This is a genomic window from Pseudomonas paeninsulae (assembly GCF_035621475.1).
In the GTDB taxonomy this organism is placed as follows: Bacteria; Pseudomonadota; Gammaproteobacteria; order Pseudomonadales; family Pseudomonadaceae; genus Aquipseudomonas; species Aquipseudomonas paeninsulae.
In genome coordinates, this window is the sequence record NZ_CP141799.1 from 797,617 (window position 1) to 812,985 (window position 15,369).

15 protein-coding genes are annotated in these 15,369 nt (G+C 62.6%); 13 read left to right on the forward strand and 2 right to left on the reverse strand.

Going from position 1 to position 15,369, the window contains the following annotated elements; genetic code table 11:
- Positions 1-5: 5 nt before the first annotated feature.
- Entirely contained in the window at positions 6-1,025 is a 1,020-nt protein-coding gene (motB, locus tag VCJ09_RS03585; RefSeq protein WP_324733164.1) for a flagellar motor protein MotB, read from the forward strand.
- A gap of 48 nt (positions 1,026-1,073) precedes the next feature.
- Here motB and rsgA read toward each other — a convergent pair whose 3' ends face one another.
- Positions 1,074-2,105: a small ribosomal subunit biogenesis GTPase RsgA gene (gene rsgA / locus VCJ09_RS03590; protein WP_079204700.1), complete on the reverse strand. Its 1,032-nt coding sequence runs from the start codon at positions 2,103-2,105 to the stop codon at positions 1,074-1,076.
- Positions 2,106-2,244: 139 nt separating this feature from the next.
- Here rsgA and VCJ09_RS03595 point away from each other — a divergent pair, with 139 nt between their 5' ends.
- Both VCJ09_RS03595 and orn read left to right on the forward strand, forming a co-directional pair.
- Positions 2,245-3,051, forward strand: coding sequence for a class I SAM-dependent methyltransferase (locus VCJ09_RS03595; RefSeq protein WP_324733165.1), 807 nt, complete (start codon positions 2,245-2,247; stop codon positions 3,049-3,051).
- Between the two features lie 80 nt (positions 3,052-3,131).
- Positions 3,132-3,674, forward strand: coding sequence for an oligoribonuclease (gene orn / locus VCJ09_RS03600; RefSeq protein WP_324733166.1), 543 nt, complete (start codon positions 3,132-3,134; stop codon positions 3,672-3,674).
- A 153-nt stretch (positions 3,675-3,827) separates the two neighbouring features.
- Here the strand turns inward: orn and queG are convergent, their stop codons facing one another.
- On the reverse strand, positions 3,828-4,901 hold the full coding sequence (queG, locus tag VCJ09_RS03605) for a tRNA epoxyqueuosine(34) reductase QueG (protein WP_324733167.1): 1,074 nt from the start codon (positions 4,899-4,901) through the stop codon (positions 3,828-3,830).
- 59 nt (positions 4,902-4,960) lie between these two features.
- Here queG and VCJ09_RS03610 point away from each other — a divergent pair, with 59 nt between their 5' ends.
- From VCJ09_RS03610 to VCJ09_RS03655, 10 genes are all read left to right on the forward strand, one after another.
- Positions 4,961-6,451, forward strand: coding sequence for an NAD(P)H-hydrate dehydratase (locus VCJ09_RS03610; protein ID WP_324733168.1), 1,491 nt, complete (start codon positions 4,961-4,963; stop codon positions 6,449-6,451).
- Positions 6,448-6,915, forward strand: a complete 468-nt coding sequence (gene tsaE, locus VCJ09_RS03615; protein ID WP_324733169.1) for a tRNA (adenosine(37)-N6)-threonylcarbamoyltransferase complex ATPase subunit type 1 TsaE — start codon at positions 6,448-6,450, stop codon at positions 6,913-6,915. Before VCJ09_RS03610 ends, tsaE begins: the two co-directional genes overlap by 4 nt.
- Positions 6,916-6,925: 10 nt before the next feature.
- Entirely contained in the window at positions 6,926-8,356 is a 1,431-nt protein-coding gene (locus VCJ09_RS03620; RefSeq protein ID WP_324733170.1) for an N-acetylmuramoyl-L-alanine amidase, read from the forward strand.
- The gene (mutL, locus tag VCJ09_RS03625; RefSeq protein ID WP_324733171.1) at positions 8,353-10,224 is read left to right on the forward strand and encodes a DNA mismatch repair endonuclease MutL; all 1,872 of its coding nucleotides are present in this window, start codon (positions 8,353-8,355) and stop codon (positions 10,222-10,224) included. Before VCJ09_RS03620 ends, mutL begins: the two co-directional genes overlap by 4 nt.
- Before the next feature lie 48 nt (positions 10,225-10,272).
- Positions 10,273-11,247 carry a tRNA (adenosine(37)-N6)-dimethylallyltransferase MiaA gene (miaA, locus tag VCJ09_RS03630; protein WP_324733172.1) on the forward strand — a complete coding sequence of 325 codons (975 nt, stop codon included), beginning with the start codon at positions 10,273-10,275 and terminating at the stop codon, positions 11,245-11,247.
- Between the two features lie 102 nt (positions 11,248-11,349).
- The gene (hfq, locus tag VCJ09_RS03635; protein ID WP_079204708.1) at positions 11,350-11,628 is read left to right on the forward strand and encodes an RNA chaperone Hfq; all 279 of its coding nucleotides are present in this window, start codon (positions 11,350-11,352) and stop codon (positions 11,626-11,628) included.
- Between the two features lie 14 nt (positions 11,629-11,642).
- Entirely contained in the window at positions 11,643-12,944 is a 1,302-nt protein-coding gene (gene hflX / locus VCJ09_RS03640; RefSeq protein WP_324733173.1) for a ribosome rescue GTPase HflX, read from the forward strand.
- A 97-nt stretch (positions 12,945-13,041) separates the two neighbouring features.
- Entirely contained in the window at positions 13,042-14,196 is a 1,155-nt protein-coding gene (hflK, locus tag VCJ09_RS03645) for an FtsH protease activity modulator HflK (protein ID WP_324733174.1), read from the forward strand.
- Complete coding sequence (gene hflC, locus VCJ09_RS03650; RefSeq protein ID WP_324733175.1) at positions 14,196-15,065, forward strand: protease modulator HflC; 870 nt, start codon at positions 14,196-14,198, stop codon at positions 15,063-15,065. The genes hflK and hflC overlap by 1 nt, the downstream gene beginning before the upstream one ends.
- A gap of 106 nt (positions 15,066-15,171) precedes the next feature.
- Complete coding sequence (locus VCJ09_RS03655) at positions 15,172-15,357, forward strand: DUF2065 family protein (RefSeq protein ID WP_324734587.1); 186 nt, start codon at positions 15,172-15,174, stop codon at positions 15,355-15,357.
- The last annotated feature ends 12 nt before the right edge of the window (positions 15,358-15,369 follow it).

Genomic DNA, 15,369 nt, shown 5'->3' on the forward strand with positions numbered 1-15,369 from the left:
GGAAAATGGACAACAATCAGCCGATCATCGTTAAGCGGGTCAAGAAGGTTGCCGCTGGCCACCATGGTGGTGCCTGGAAGATTGCCTTCGCCGACTTCGCCACGGCGATGATGGCGTTTTTCATGGTGATGTGGCTGATGTCCGTGGCTACCCCTGAACAGAAGAAATTGATTTCCGGTTACTTCAAAGATCCGATCGGCTTTTCCGAAAGCGCCAGTCCCTTCGTGATCGATCTCGGTGGTTCGCCCACTCCGGCACCGGACCGCACGCTCAACCAGCAGGTCGATGATCAAACCGAGGGCGAGGAGGTCGAGATCGAACCGGCGCAGGTCGACCCTACGCTGGCCGAAGGAATGGCCGACGAGCTGGAGCGCGAACGCCTCGAGTTGCTGCTGCAGGAGCTGCAGAGCAAGGTCGAGGAGAATCCGCAACTGCAGCGCTTCAAGGATCAGATTCTCTTCGAGATCACCCAAGATGGCTTGCGCATCCAAATCATGGACGCCGAAAACCGGCCGATGTTCGATAGCGGCAGTGCGCGCCTGCAGCCGCAGTTCGAAGACATCCTGCTGGCCCTGGCCGACACCATCAGGGCGGTACCGAACAAGATCAGCATCAGCGGCCATACCGATGCCAAGCCGTTTGCCGGCGCTGGCGAGTTCGGCAATTGGGAACTCTCCGCGAATCGGGCCAATGCCGCTCGCCGCGCCTTGATCGCTGGCGGCTACGACGAGGTGCAGGTGGCTCGGGTAGTGGGTTATGCGTCGTCGGCGTTGTTCGACCGGGACGATCCATTGAATCCGGTCAATCGGCGTATCGATATCGTCGTGTTGACGAAAAAGGCTCAGCGCGCTATCGAAGGCGAGCAGGATGGCGCCGTCGATGCAGTGCCTGCAGTGCCTGGCGGCGCCGCGCTACCTGAGTTGCCGCCGCCGCTCATCCCGGATCCGGCTGGGCCGGATGAGTTGCGTGAGCGCTTGAATATTTTCGAGGACGGGGTGTTGCAGTTCGATCAGCCGAGCGAATAAATTGCTGCATGTACGCACCAGGCCGCGAGTAATCGCGGCCTGGTCGTTTCAGTAATCCGCGTCGGGCAGGCTGGCCAGGATATGCCGATAGCTGGCCATCCGTTGTGGCTGGACGCGACCGTCTTCCAAGGCCTTGAGCAGGGCGCAGCCAGGCTCGCGGTCATGCTTGCAGTCGCGAAAGCGGCACTGGCCGATCAGCTCGTTGAACTCGATGAACCCCGCTTCGACATCCGCGCGGCTGACATGCACCAGGCCGAACTCGCGAATACCGGGCGAGTCGACCAGCTCGCCGCCGCCGGGGAAGTGGAACAGGCGTGCGGTGGTGGTGGTGTGGGTGCCCTTGCCGGTCAGTTCCGACAGCGGTCCGACCCGGGTGTCCACGCCTGGCAGCAGGCTGTTGACCAGCGATGACTTGCCAACCCCGGACTGGCCGACGAAGACGCTGACGTGGCCGTCGAGCTGCTGCTTGAGCTGCTCCATGCCGTCACCCTGATGGGCCGAGACTTCCAGTACTGGGTAGCCGAGCTGGCGATACACGCCGAGCAGGACGTTCAGCGCCACGGCGTTCTGCTCGTCGATCAGGTCGGCCTTGTTCAGCAGCAGCAAGGGGCGAATGCCGGCGTGTTCGGCGGCCACCAGATAGCGGTCGATCAGGTTGGCGTGGGGCTCGGGTAGCGGTGCGAAGACGATCACGATCAGGTCGACGTTGGCCGCCACCGGCTTCAGCTGGCCGCGGGTATCCGGGCGGCACAGTTCGGTTTTGCGTGGCAATTGCGCAACGATGACGCCGATGCCTTGATTGCCAGCACGCCAGACCACGCGATCGCCGGTGACCATGGCCGGCAGGTTGGCGCGCAGGTGGCAGCGAAACACCTGGCCGGCCAGTTCGCCGTCCTCGGCTTCGACTTCGACCTGTACGCCAAAGTGGGCGATGACCAGGCCGAGCTGTTCCGGCCCGAGGTCGCCGCCTTCCAGGGTTTGCACGGCCTGCGACTCGCGCTTGGCGGCGCGGGAGGCTCGTTCGCCCTGAATTTTGTCGATACGCCAGCTTTGCCGGCGGTTGAGTTGGCGTTTGGCCATGAAAGTTCCGAGGTTGACTTGCGGTGAAATCCGCCAGCGAGTCTAGCACGCGGCACATGCAGACTCGCGCTGCAGCGTTGCGGGTTAGACTGCAGCGCCGTGGCGATTGGCACGTAGCAGCGATAAGTAGAGGCGATAAATGGTTGCGCGCGTACCGATGATTGCTCGAGTGGCCGGACGCTATCCGGCCCTGCTGGCGTTGCTGGCGCAGCTATGCGCGGCGCTGGTGGTGGGCGGGGTGATCGTTCTGGCGGTGCAGTTCTCAAACTGGCGCCCCAGCAGCGTGGCCGCCGGTTTGATCCTGGGCTTGCTGGCGGCGAGTGTCGGTCGCTGGTTCGGTTTGTCGTCTTGGTGGTGGTGGCTGAACCTGGGGTTTGCCCCGGCGCTGATTCTGCTCAGCGGTGCGGCGCTGCCGTCCTGGGTGTTTCTGGCCGGCTTCCTGCTGCTGTTGCTGTGCAACTGGAATAGCGTCGGCGAGCGGGTGCCGCTGTATCTGACCGGGGCGCGCAGTCGTCAGCAGTTGGCCGAATTGCTCGTCCGGCAAGCGGTCGATTTCCGCTTCGCCGATCTCGGTTGCGGCCCGGCGGGAACCTTGCTCTGGCTGGCGCGGCGCTTTCCCCAGGCGCAGTTTGTCGGGGTGGAGACCGCGCCCTTGTCGTTTGCCATCGCCTGGCTGCGCGCATTGCCGCAGAACAACTGCCGGATTCGCTACGAAAATCTCTGGCGGACCGAGTTGGCGGAATTCGATGTGGTCTATTGCTTTCTCTCGCCCGCGCCGATGGCGGCGCTATGGACCAAGGCAGTGGCGCAAATGGCCGTCGGTGCCTGGCTGGTCAGCAACAGCTTCGAGGTGCCTGGAGTGCCGGCCGATCAGCAAGTCGAGCTGCATGACTGGCGCCGCTCGCGCCTGCTGTTATGGCGGATGCCGGGTGTTGCTCGCAGCTGACTGATCGTGGCGAGGGCAAGTCGGCAGGCTCCCGTGCGGGTTTATTCGCTAAACTGCCGGTATCAGCCGAGGAGTACAGCATGCAGAACCCGCAGAATCTGATCTGGATCGACCTGGAAATGACCGGGCTCGACCCAGAAAAGGACATGATCATCGAAATGGCCACGATCATTACCGATAGCGACCTCAACATCCTGGCCGAAGGCCCGGTGATTGCGGTGCATCAGAGTGACGAGGCGCTTGCCGGCATGGATGAATGGAACACCCGCACCCATGGCGAAAGTGGCCTGGTCAAACGCGTGCGTGAGAGCACGATCAGCCAGGCCGAGGCCGAGGCACAGACCATTGCCTTTCTCGAGCAGTGGGTGGCCAAGGGCCAGTCGCCGATCTGCGGTAACAGCATCGGTCAGGATCGGCGTTTCCTCTATCGCTACATGCCGGATCTTGAAGCCTATTTCCACTACCGTTATCTGGATGTTTCGACCCTGAAGATCCTCGCCGAGCGCTGGGCGCCGCAGCTCAAGGAAGGCTTCCAGAAAAAAGCCAGCCACCAGGCGCTTGACGATATTCGCGAGTCCATCGCCGAACTCCAGTACTACCGCGAGCATTTCATCAAGGCTTGAGCCTTGGCTTTAGCAGGCCGTTGAAAAAACGTAGGCGAGGCAGGCAAGACAAGGCAAAAACGGCCGAAAAAGCGCAGTTTACTGCTGTAAATGAGCATTTCGAGGCCGTTTTTAACGCAGTATTGCCAACGCAGGTAGTTTTTCAACGACCTGCTAGGGTGCGCCCCGCTCGGCGTGGCGTGCCAGCGCCCACTCGACATGCTCGCGCACCAGCGCCGAGGGGTGTTCGCGGCGGGCCTGCAGCGCCTCAAGCACCGGGATGCTCGACGGTGCATTGCCCAGGCCTACCGCCAGGTTGCGTAGCCAGCGCTCGTAGCCGGCACGGCGCAACGGCGAGCCTTCGGTACGGCTGAGAAATTCTTCTTCGCTCCAGCGGAACAGTGCGGCCAACTCGGCGTTGTCCAGTTGATGGCGTGGCTGGAAGTCGCCCTGCTCGGTGGGGCGGGCGAAGCGGTTCCACGGGCAGACCAGCTGGCAGTCGTCGCAGCCGAACACGCGGTTGCCGATCGGTGCGCGCAGTTCCTCGGGGATCGAGCCTTTCAGTTCGATGGTCAGGTAGGAGATGCAGCGCCGTGCATCCAGCACGTAAGGGCCGACAAAAGCGGCGGTCGGGCAGATGTCCAGGCACGCAGTGCAGCGCCCGCAATGTTCTGTGGCGTGCGGTGCATCGACCGGCAGGGGCAGGTCGACGAACAGCTCGCCAAGGAAGAAGTAGCTGCCGGCGCTGCGGTTGAGCACCAGGGTGTTCTTGCCGATCCAGCCGAGTCCGGCCTGTTCGGCGATGGCTTTCTCCAGTACCGGTGCGCTGTCGACGAAGGCGCGGTAACCGAATGGGCCGACCTGTTGCTGGATGCGCTCGGCCAGTTGCTGCAGGCGTTTGCGGATCAGCTTGTGGTAATCGCGGCCCAGGGCGTAGCGCGAGACATAGGCTTTCTCCGGCTCGCCCAGGCGCTGGGCCATTTGTGTGTCGCCGGGCAGGTAATCCATGCGCAGCGAGACCACCCGCAAGGTGCCGGGCACCAGTTGGTCAGGATGCGAGCGTTTGCTGCCGTGGGCGGCCATATAGTCCATCTCGCCCTGGTAGCCGGCGTCTAGCCAGCGTTGCAGGTGCGCCTCGTGTTCACCCAGCTCCAGCCCGGCGATGCCGACCTGTTGAAAGCCCAGCTCGCGGCCCCAGTCCTTGATCGATTGGGCGAGGGCGATGAGGTCGAGTGCGGCAGTTGTCATATGGGGCGGGTAACCGGAGCGGAGGTAGGTATAATTCTGCCAGACATCGGAGCCGACGCATGCCGCAATCGCCAGACAATCTTCCCTGCGCTCTATATAGCGCCGCCCAGGTGCGCGAGCTGGATGCCCGCCTGATCGCTGCCGGTACCCCCGGTTTCGAGCTGATGAGCCGCGCCGCCCATGCCATCTGGCGGGCGCTGCGCCGCCGTTGGCCGGACGTCGGGGCGCTGACGGTGCTGGCCGGCTGCGGCAACAATGCCGGTGACGGTTACCTGGTGGCCGCTCTGGCGCTGCGTGCCGGCTGGCGCGTGCAACTGCTAGCGGTGGGCGATCCGGCGCAGTTGCAGGGCGCTGCCGCCTTGGCGCGTGATGAGGCGCAGGCCGCTGGCGTGACTATCCAGCCCTGGAGCGAGTGCGCCGCGCTGAATGGCGTGGTGCTCGATGCGCTGCTCGGCACTGGCCTGAACGGCGCGGTGCGCGAACCCTATGCCCAGGCGATCCGCCTGCTCAACGCCAGTGGCCTGCCGGTACTGGCGGTGGATATTCCCTCGGGCCTGTGCGCCGACAGCGGTCAGGTACTGGGCGTGGCTGTGCGTGCGCAGCTGACGGTGAGCCTGGTCGGGCTGAAACTGGGGCTGTTCACCGGTGAGGCGCTCGATTGGGTCGGCGAACTGGTATTCGATGACCTGCAGGCCGATCCGGCACTGGTCGCTGCGCAGGCGTGCGTGGCGCAACGCCTGGCCGGGGCGACTCTGCCGCGCTTGCTGGCGCGGCCGCGCAGCGTGCACAAGGGCCAGTTGGGCCATGTGCTGGTGGTCGGCGGTGACCGCGGCTTTGCCGGCGCGGCCTTGCTCGCCGCGCAGAGCGCTTTGCGCGCTGGCGCCGGAATGGTATCCCTGGCGACGCGTGGCGAACATCTGGCCGCGGCGCAGGCGCGCATCCCCGAGGTGATGGGCTTCGCCGTGGCCTCGGCCAATCAGCTTCGGGCGTTGGGCGCTTCGGCCAGTGTCTGGGTGGTCGGGCCGGGCCTGGGACAGGGTGCCTGGGGTCGCAGCCTGTTGTCGCTGGCGGCGATCACCAGCGCGCCACAGGTGTGGGATGCCGATGCCCTGAACCTGCTGGCCGCGGCTGCGGTCAAGATGCCGGCTGGTGGGGTGATTACCCCGCATCCGGGCGAAGCCGCGCGCTTGCTGGGCATCAGTGCCACCGCCGTGCAGGCCGATCGCCCGGCCGCGGCGCGAGCCCTGGCCCGGCGCTATCAGGCGGTGTGTGTGCTCAAGGGCGCGGGCACGCTGTTGGCAGATCCTGGCGGGCAGCTGTTGCTCTGTGATCGCGGTCACCCGGTAATGGCCGGCGCCGGTTTGGGCGATGTACTGGCGGGCCTGATTGGCGCGTTGCTGGCGCAGGGCTTGCCGGCGCTGGCGGCGGCCAGTCTGGCAGTCTGGCTGCATGCAAGTGCCGGCGAGCATCTGGCCGAGCAGGGCTGTGGGTTGGCGGCGAGTGACCTGTGCGCCACCATTCGTCAATTGTTGCAGGAGCAGTCAGCTTGACCGAATTAGAGCTGTATGCCGCCGATGAAGCGGCGATGTTGAGCCTGGGCGCGCGTATCGCTCAGGTGACTGGCGGGCGTGGGGTGATCTATCTGCATGGCGATCTGGGCGCTGGCAAAACCACCCTGTCGCGCGGGATCATTCGCGGTCTGGGTCATATCGGGGCGGTGAAGAGTCCGACCTTTACTCTGGTCGAGCCTTACGAAATCGACGCGGTTCGCGTGTTCCATTTCGATCTGTATCGCCTGGTCGACCCCGAGGAATTGGAGTACCTGGGGGTGCGCGACTACTTCGAGGGCGATGCCTTGTGCCTGGTCGAGTGGCCAGAGCGCGGAGCAGGCGTTTTGCCAAAGGCCGATATGGATATTACCATTACCGCGCAAGCGCCCGGCCGTTCCCTGCATCTGCAGGTGCAAGGCGAGCGCGGCGACACCTGGCGTGCCACTTTGGCCGCCGGGGCATGATCAAAAAAAAATGGGGTTGGGTATGCGCATAGGCGCGCGTTTCATCGCGGTTGGAGTGGTACTGGCGGCGCTGGCTGTCGAGGTTTTTGCCGCTTCGGATGTGCGCAGCGTAAGGCTGTGGCGTGCGCCGGACAACACACGTCTGGTGTTCGACCTGTCCGGTCCGGTGCAGCACAGTGTCTTTACCCTCACGGCGCCGAACCGTATCGTCATCGATGTTAGCGGCGCCAAACTCGCGACCCAGTTCGATAACCTGGCGTTGAGCAATACACCGATTACCGGCATGCGTTCGGCGCAGCGCACGCCCGAGGACCTGCGGGTGGTGATCGATTTGTCGGCGCAGGTCACGCCGAAGAGTTTCGTCCTGGCGCCCAACCAGCAATATGGCCATCGCCTGGTGGTTGATCTGTTCGATCAGGAGTCGGGTGCTGCCCCCAGCCTGCCCGTGACGCAGGTTGCCAGTGCGCCGCAGTTGCCGGTAACGCCGACCCAGGCACCGCCCAAGTGGACGCCGCTACCCAGTGGCAAGCGCGATATCGTCATCGCCATCGATGCCGGTCACGGTGGTGAAGACCCTGGCGCGCTGTCACCGATCAAGGGCCTGTTCGAGAAGCAAGTGACCCTGGCGATTGCCAAGGAGTTGCTCCGCCAGGTCAATGCCGAGAAAGGCTTCCGCGGTGAGCTGGTGCGTACCGGCGACTACTTCATCCCATTGCGCAAGCGCACCGACATTGCGCGCAAGAAGGGCGCGGATCTGTTCGTTTCGATTCATGCCGATGCGGCGCCGCGGGCGGCGGCCTTTGGCGCGTCGGTGTATGCCCTGTCGGATCGCGGCGCCACCTCGGAGACGGCGCGCTGGCTGGCCGACTCGGAGAATCAGTCGGACCTGATTGGCGGTGCCGGCAATGTCAGTCTGGACGATAAGGACCGCATGCTGGCCGGGGTGTTGCTGGATCTGTCGATGACCGCTTCGCTGTCGTCCAGCCTGAATGTCGGCAACAAGGTGCTGAGCAATATGGGGCGGATCACCCCGCTGCATAAGCGCCGGGTCGAGCAGGCGGGTTTCATGGTACTCAAGTCGCCGGATATGCCGTCGATCCTGGTCGAGACCGGGTTTATCTCCAATCCTAATGAGGCGCGCAAACTGGCCAGTTCCGGCCACCAGCAGGCGCTGGCACGTTCTATCGTCACCGGCGTGCGGCAGTTCTTTCAGCAGAATCCACCGCCCGGCAGCTACGTCGCCTGGCAACGCGATAACGGCAAAATCGTCCAGGGACCGCGCGAGCATGTGGTCAGCTCCGGTGAGAGCCTGGCGTTGATCGCGCTGCGTTATCAGGTCAGCCTGGGCGCCCTGCGCAATGCCAATTCGCTGAAGTCTGACGTGATCAAGGTCGGTCAGACCCTGCAGATTCCCAGCACTGCGCTGGCGGCTCAACCATGAGTGGTGACGCACGTATCCAGTTGCTGAGTCCGCGGTTGGCCAACCAGATCGCCGCCGGCGAGGTGGTCGAACGGCCCGCTTCGGTGATCAAGGAGCTGCTCGAGAACAGTCTGGACTCCGGCGCCCGCCGCATCGATGTGGATATCGAGCAAGGTGGGGTCAAGCTGCTGCGGGTGCGTGACGACGGGGGTGGCATCGCTCCGGACGATCTGCCGTTGGCGTTGGCCCGGCATGCCACCAGCAAGATTCGTGAGCTCGAAGACCTCGAACAGGTGATGAGCCTGGGCTTTCGTGGCGAGGCGCTGGCCTCGATCAGCTCTGTCGCGCGCCTGACTCTGACTTCGCGCACGGCGGACGCCGAGCAGGCCTGGCAGGTGGAAACCGAAGGCCGCGACATGCAGCCGCGCGTGCAGCCAGCCGCGCACCCGGTCGGCACCTCGGTGGAAGTGCGCGACCTGTTCTTCAATACCCCGGCGCGGCGCAAGTTTCTCAAGACCGAGAAGACCGAATTCGATCACCTGCAGGAAGTCATCAAGCGCATGGCGCTGGCACGTTTCGATGTGGCTTTCCACTTGCGCCATAACGGTAAGACCGTGCTAGGGCTACACGAGGCGCATGACGATGTCAGTCGTGCGCGCCGCGTGGCATCGGTCTGTGGCGCGGCCTTTCTCGAACAGGCGCTGCCCATCGAGGTCGAGCGCAATGGCTTGCGACTGTGGGGCTGGGTCGGCTTGCCGACCTTCTCGCGCAGCCAGGCGGACCTGCAGTATTTCTACGTCAACGGGCGCACGGTGCGCGACAAGCTGGTCGCCCATGCGGTGCGCCAGGCCTATCGCGACGTGCTGTTCAATGGTCGTCATCCGGCCTTTGTCCTGTTCCTGGAAATCGACCCTTCGGTGGTCGATGTCAACGTGCACCCGACCAAGCACGAAGTGCGCTTTCGCGACGGGCGCATGGTCCATGATTTTCTTTACGGCACCCTGCATCGCGCCCTGGGCGATGTGCGCCCGGAAGATCAGTTGGCGGCACCGGCAGCGGTGGCCGGCATGCTGGCGCCGACCGGGCAGGCGGCCGGCGAGTTCGGTGCCCAGGGCGAGATCGGCCTGGCGGCCAGTTTGCTCGAGCCGACGCGGAGCGAGTCGATCTGGCGCTCGCCGGGGGCCGGTTATCAGGGGCCGCGGGCGCAGGCCGGAGTACCGGCTGCCGAGGCGCAGGGCGCCTACCGAGAGTTTTTCGCGCCGCTAAGCGCGACGCCGGCGAGCCTGCCCGAGGGGCAGGGCGATGTGCCGCCGCTCGGTTATGCGATTGCCCAGCTCAAGGGTGTGTATATCCTCGCCGAGAACGTGCAGGGTCTGGTGCTGGTCGACATGCATGCGGCGCACGAGCGGATCACCTATGAGCGGCTGAAGGTCGCCATGGCCAGCGAAGGCTTGCGCGGGCAGCCATTGCTGGTGCCCGAATCGCTTGCCGTCAGCCAGCGTGAGGCGGATTGCGCCGAGGAGCATGCGACCTGGTTCCAGCGTCTGGGCTTCGAGTTGCAACGCCTGGGGCCGGAAAACCTGGCTATCCGGCAGATTCCCGCGCTGCTCAAGCAGGCCGAGGCCAATCGATTGGTGGCGGATGTGTTGTCCGATCTGCTCGAGTACGGCACCAGTGACCGGATTCAGGCGCACCTCAACGAACTGCTGGGCACCATGGCTTGTCATGGTTCGGTGCGTGCCAATCGACGCCTGAGCCTGCCGGAAATGAACGCCCTGCTACGCGACATGGAGCACACCGAGCGCAGCGGTCAATGCAACCATGGCCGACCGACCTGGACGCAGTTAGGCATGGACGACTTGGATAAGCTGTTCCTGCGTGGTCGCTGACCAGGCTGCGGGCGATTGGCGCTCGCGCCACACCGAGAAGTATTGACGATGTCCGAGCGCCTGCCTCCGGCAATTTTCCTGATGGGGCCTACCGCCGCCGGCAAGACCGATCTGGCCCTCGAGCTGGCGCGGGTGCTGCCGTGCGAGCTGATCAGTGTCGATTCGGCCTTGATCTATCGCGGCATGGACATCGGCACCGCCAAGCCCGACAAAGCCATTCTTGCCGAATTCCCCCATCGCCTGATCGACATTCGCGACCCGGCCGAAAGCTACTCGGCGGCTGAATTTCGTGCCGACGCCTTGGCGGCGATGGCCGAGATCAGTGGGCGAGGGCGCATCCCGCTGCTGGTCGGCGGTACCATGCTGTATTACAAGGCGTTGCTCGAAGGGTTGGCCGATATGCCTGGCGCCGACCCGCAGGTGCGTGCCGAGTTGGAAGCGCGCGCCCAGGCCGAAGGCTGGGATGCCCTGCATCGTGAGCTGCAGGCGGTGGACCCGGAGTCCGCGGCGCGCATCCATCCCAATGATCCGCAACGGCTGGTTAGGGCGTTGGAGGTCTACCGCGTCAGCGGGTTGAGCATGACCACACACCGCCAGCGCCAGGCTGAGCAAAATCATGTCATGGGCGCCGCCGGTGCGGGACAATTCCCCTATACTGTCGCGCACTTGGCCATCGCTCCGGCGCAGCGCCAGGTGTTGCATGTGCGAATTGCGCAACGATTTCAGGTGATGTTGGAACAGGGCTTTGTCGGCGAGGTCGAACGCCTGCGTCAGAGAAGTGACCTGCATCCGGGGTTGCCGTCTATACGGGCGGTGGGTTATCGCCAGGTGTGGGATTTTCTGGAAGGTAATCTGAGCGAGGCGCAGATGCGCGAGCGCGGCATTATCGCCACGCGTCAGTTGGCCAAAAGACAGTTTACCTGGTTGCGCAGTTGGGCCGATTTGCACTGGCTGGATAGTCTGGCTTGTGACAATTTGCCGCGTGCCTTGAAATACCTGGCAGCGGCCTCCATATTGACCTGAGACCTTGCCATTGGCCGTCTATCCTTGGGGGTATGGCGGCCTGAAGCCATTTCTTATCTCACTAAAACTATTAATTATTGATTTTTCAAAGGAGTGCTACACATGTCAAAAGGGCATTCGCTACAAGACCCTTACCTGAATACCCTGCGTAAGGAACGCGTCCCGGTTTCCATCTACCTAGTCAACGGTATCAAGCTACAAGGTCAGATCGAGTCTTTCGACCAGTTCGTGATTTTGCTGAAAAATACTGTCAGCCAGATGGTCTACAAGCACGCTATCTCCACTGTGGTGCCAAGCCGCCCCGTGCGTTTGCCGAGCGTTTCCGAGACTGAGCTGGCTGAAGCTGCTGAAGCCGCTGAAGCTGAGCCGGGCAACGCCTGATTTAGGAGGTCGTATTGTTCTTCGAGCGCCATGAAGGGGGTGAGCGGGCTGTTCTGGTTCATCTGGACGGTCAAGACTCCGCGGCGCGCGAAGATCCGCAAGAGTTTCAGGAGTTGGCCATTTCGGCTGGCGCTGACACGGTTGCCTTTCTTAGCGTGCCGAGTAACCGGCTGACTGCGAAATACCTGATTGGCAGTGGCAAGGTCGAGGAGTTACGCGACCAGGTCAAGATCCTCGAGGCGGATCTGGTGATCTTCAATCACGTTCTCACGCCCAGTCAGGAGCGCAACCTCGAGCGGGTTTTCGGGTGCCGGGTGCTTGATCGAACCGGCCTGATTCTCGATATTTTCGCCCAGCGCGCCCGTACTCACGAAGGCAAGCTGCAGGTCGAACTGGCCCAGCTGGATCATCTGAGCACGCGCCTGGTTCGCGGCTGGACTCACTTAGAGCGGCAGAAGGGGGGTATCGGTCTGCGTGGTCCGGGTGAGACTCAGCTGGAAACCGACCGCCGTTTGCTGCGGGTACGCATTCGTCAGATCAAGCAGAAACTGGAGAAAGTGCGCAGTCAGCGCAAGCAAGCGCGGCGCGGACGCAAGCGCGCGGACATCCCGTCAGTGTCTCTGGTCGGCTACACCAACGCCGGCAAGTCGACCCTGTTCAATGCCTTGACCGAGTCTGATGTGTACGCTGCCGATCAGTTGTTCGCCACCCTGGATCCGACCTTGCGTCGACTGGAGTTGGATGACCTGGGGCCGGTGGTGTTGGCCGATACGGTGGGCTTTATTCGGCACCTGCCGCACAAGCTGGTCGAGGCGTTTCGGGCGACGCTCGAAGAGTCGAGTAATTCCGACTTGCTGCTGCATGTGATCGATGCGCATGAGCCCGAGCGCGATCAGCAGATCGAGCAGGTCATGGCGGTGCTGGGCGAGATCGGCGCGCACGAGTTGCCGATGCTCGAGGTATACAACAAGCTGGATCTGCTCGAAGGGGTTGAGCCGCAAATTCAGCGAGACGCGAATGGCAAGCCGCAGCGGGTCTGGTTGTCTGCTCGTGACGGACGTGGCCTGCCCTTGTTGAAGCAGGCCATTGCCGAGTTGTTGGGTGATGATCTGTTTATCGCTACTTTGCAGTTGCCGCAGCGCCTGGCGCGGCTGCGGGCGCAGTTTTTTGCCTTGGGTGCGGTGCAGAGCGAGGAACATGCCGAGGATGGCAGCAGTTTGTTGGCAGTACGCCTGCCGCGGATTGAGTTGAATCGACTGGTTACCCGGGCAGGCTTGAAGCCGTTGGAATTTATCGAGCAACACACTTTGCAATAAAGCCTGCGACAGTGGCTTTGCCGCTGATGGCTGGCATTCGGTAGCATTGGTCGGCGCGCCGTGGGCGCGTCTTTGCTTTACTTAGATGGAGAGCGCTATGGCTTGGAATGAGCCGGGTGGCAACTCGAACAATCAGGATCCTTGGGGCGGCCGCAAAGGCGGTGATCGCAAGGGGCCGCCGGATCTCGACGAAGCCTTCCGCAAGCTGCAGGAAAGCCTCAATGGGCTGTTCGGTGGCGGTAAGAAACGTGGCAGTGACGACGGCGCTGGTAAAGGCGGTGGTTTCGGTCTGCTATTCATTGGCTTGGGCTTGCTCGCGGCCGTTTGGCTGTACAGCGCGATCTACGTGATCGATGAGCAGGAGCAGGCCGTGGTGCTGCGTTTCGGTAAGTACTACGAAACCGTAGGCCCGGGCCTGAACATCTACTTTCCGCCGATTGATCGCAAATTCCAGGAGAACGTCACCCGCGAGCGTGCTTACAGCAAGCAGGGGCAGATGCTCACCGAGGACGAGAACATCATCGAAGTCCCGCTGACCGTGCAGTACAAGATCAGCAATCTGCAGGATTTCGTGCTCAACGTCGATCAACCGGAAATCAGCTTGCAGCACGCCACCGATAGCGCCGTGCGCCATGTGGTCGGTTCGACCGAGATGGATCAGGTGCTGACCGAAGGCCGTGAGCTGATGGCCAGTGAGGTCAAGGATCGCTTGCAGCGCTTCCTCGATACCTATCGCACCGGCATTAACGTGACCCAGGTCAACTTGCAGAGTGCGGCGGCGCCGCGTGAAGTGCAGGAAGCCTTCGACGATGTGATTCGCGCCCGTGAAGATGAGCAGCGTGAGAAGAACCAGGCGGAAACCTACGCCAATGGCGTGGTGCCGGAAGCTCGCGGTCAGTCCCAGCGTCTGATCGAAGACGCCAGCGGCTACCGCGAAGAAGTGGTTTCCCGTGCAACGGGTGAGGCGGATCGCTTTACTGCCCTGGTTGCCGAGTACCGCAAGGCACCGGAAATCACGCGTGAGCGTTTGTACCTGGACACCATGCAGGAGTTGATGAGCAACACCAGCAAGGTGCTGGTGACTGGTGATAAGGGTCAGAACAACCTGCTGTATCTGCCGCTGGACAAGATGATCGATGGCCGTAGTTCGTCTGCGCCCAGCTCGAGCTCGAGTGCTGGCGCCAGTGATGCAAGTTCGCGAGTGAAAATGGACCCGCGTCAGGTTGAGCTGCGCACAAGGGAGAGCCGTTGATGAGCAATAAATCGCTGATCGCCCTGATTGTTGGCGTAGTGCTGGCGTTGGTGGCCTGGAACAGCTTCTATATCGTGGCGCAAACCGAGCGGGCCGTGTTATTGCAATTCGGCCGTATCGTTCAGCCGGATGTGCAGCCGGGTCTGCATGTGAAGGTTCCTTACGTCAATCAGGTACGCAAGTTCGATGCGCGCCTGCTGACCCTGGATTCCTCCAGTTCGCGTTTCCTTACTCTGGAAAAGAAAGCGCTGATGGTCGATGCCTTCGCCAAGTGGCGAGTGCTCGATGCCGAGCGTTACTACACCGCGACTTCGGGTATCAAGCAGATTGCCGACGAGCGTCTAGCGCGTCGTCTGGAAGCTTCGCTACGTGACCAGTTCGGCAAGCGCACCCTGCACGAGTCGGTTTCCGGCGAGCGTGATGCGCTGATGGCGGACGTTACCGCTTCGCTCAATCGTGCGGCACAGAGCGAGTTGGGTATTGAGGTGGTGGATGTGCGGGTCAAGGGTATTGACCTGCCGAAAGAGGTTAATCGTAGCGTATTCGACCGCATGAGCTCCGAACGTGAGCGTGAGGCTCGCGAGCATCGTGCCAAGGGTAAGGAGTTGGCCGAAGGTATTCGTGCCGATGCCGATCGTCAGCGGCGTGTACTGCTGGCCGACGCGTACCGCCAAGCTGAAGAGCTGCGTGGTGATGGTGATGCCCAGGCGGCGGCGATCTACGCCAAGGCTTATGGTCAGGATCAGGAGTTCTACTCCTTCTATCGCAGCCTGAAGGCTTATCGCGAGAGCTTCGCGGACAAGCGTGATGTGTTGGTGCTTGATCCGAGCAGTGATTTCTTCCGCTACCTGGAAAAGTCCAAGCCTTGACCTTTACCCCGGCGGGCGCGAGACGTCCGTCTGGGTGACCGTTGAAGAAAACGTGGTATCATGCGGCAGCCGGGAAAATCCCGGCTTTTTTGCGTCTGTGGGTATCATGTGGCAGGCGTTGGACGTTGCGTTTTGTCCACTGCTGGTGCTGGAAGGACACCCTGTCCTTCCTCTGTCCGCGCTTTGGCGTGGGGCAGCTGCACAGCTTGCAAAGCTGTCGGATCGACGACTGCGACTGATGGGGCTGGTCAGCATGTTGCTGGGTACAGCTCTCCTTTTTCTGCTTCACTGAAGGCTTGTGCCG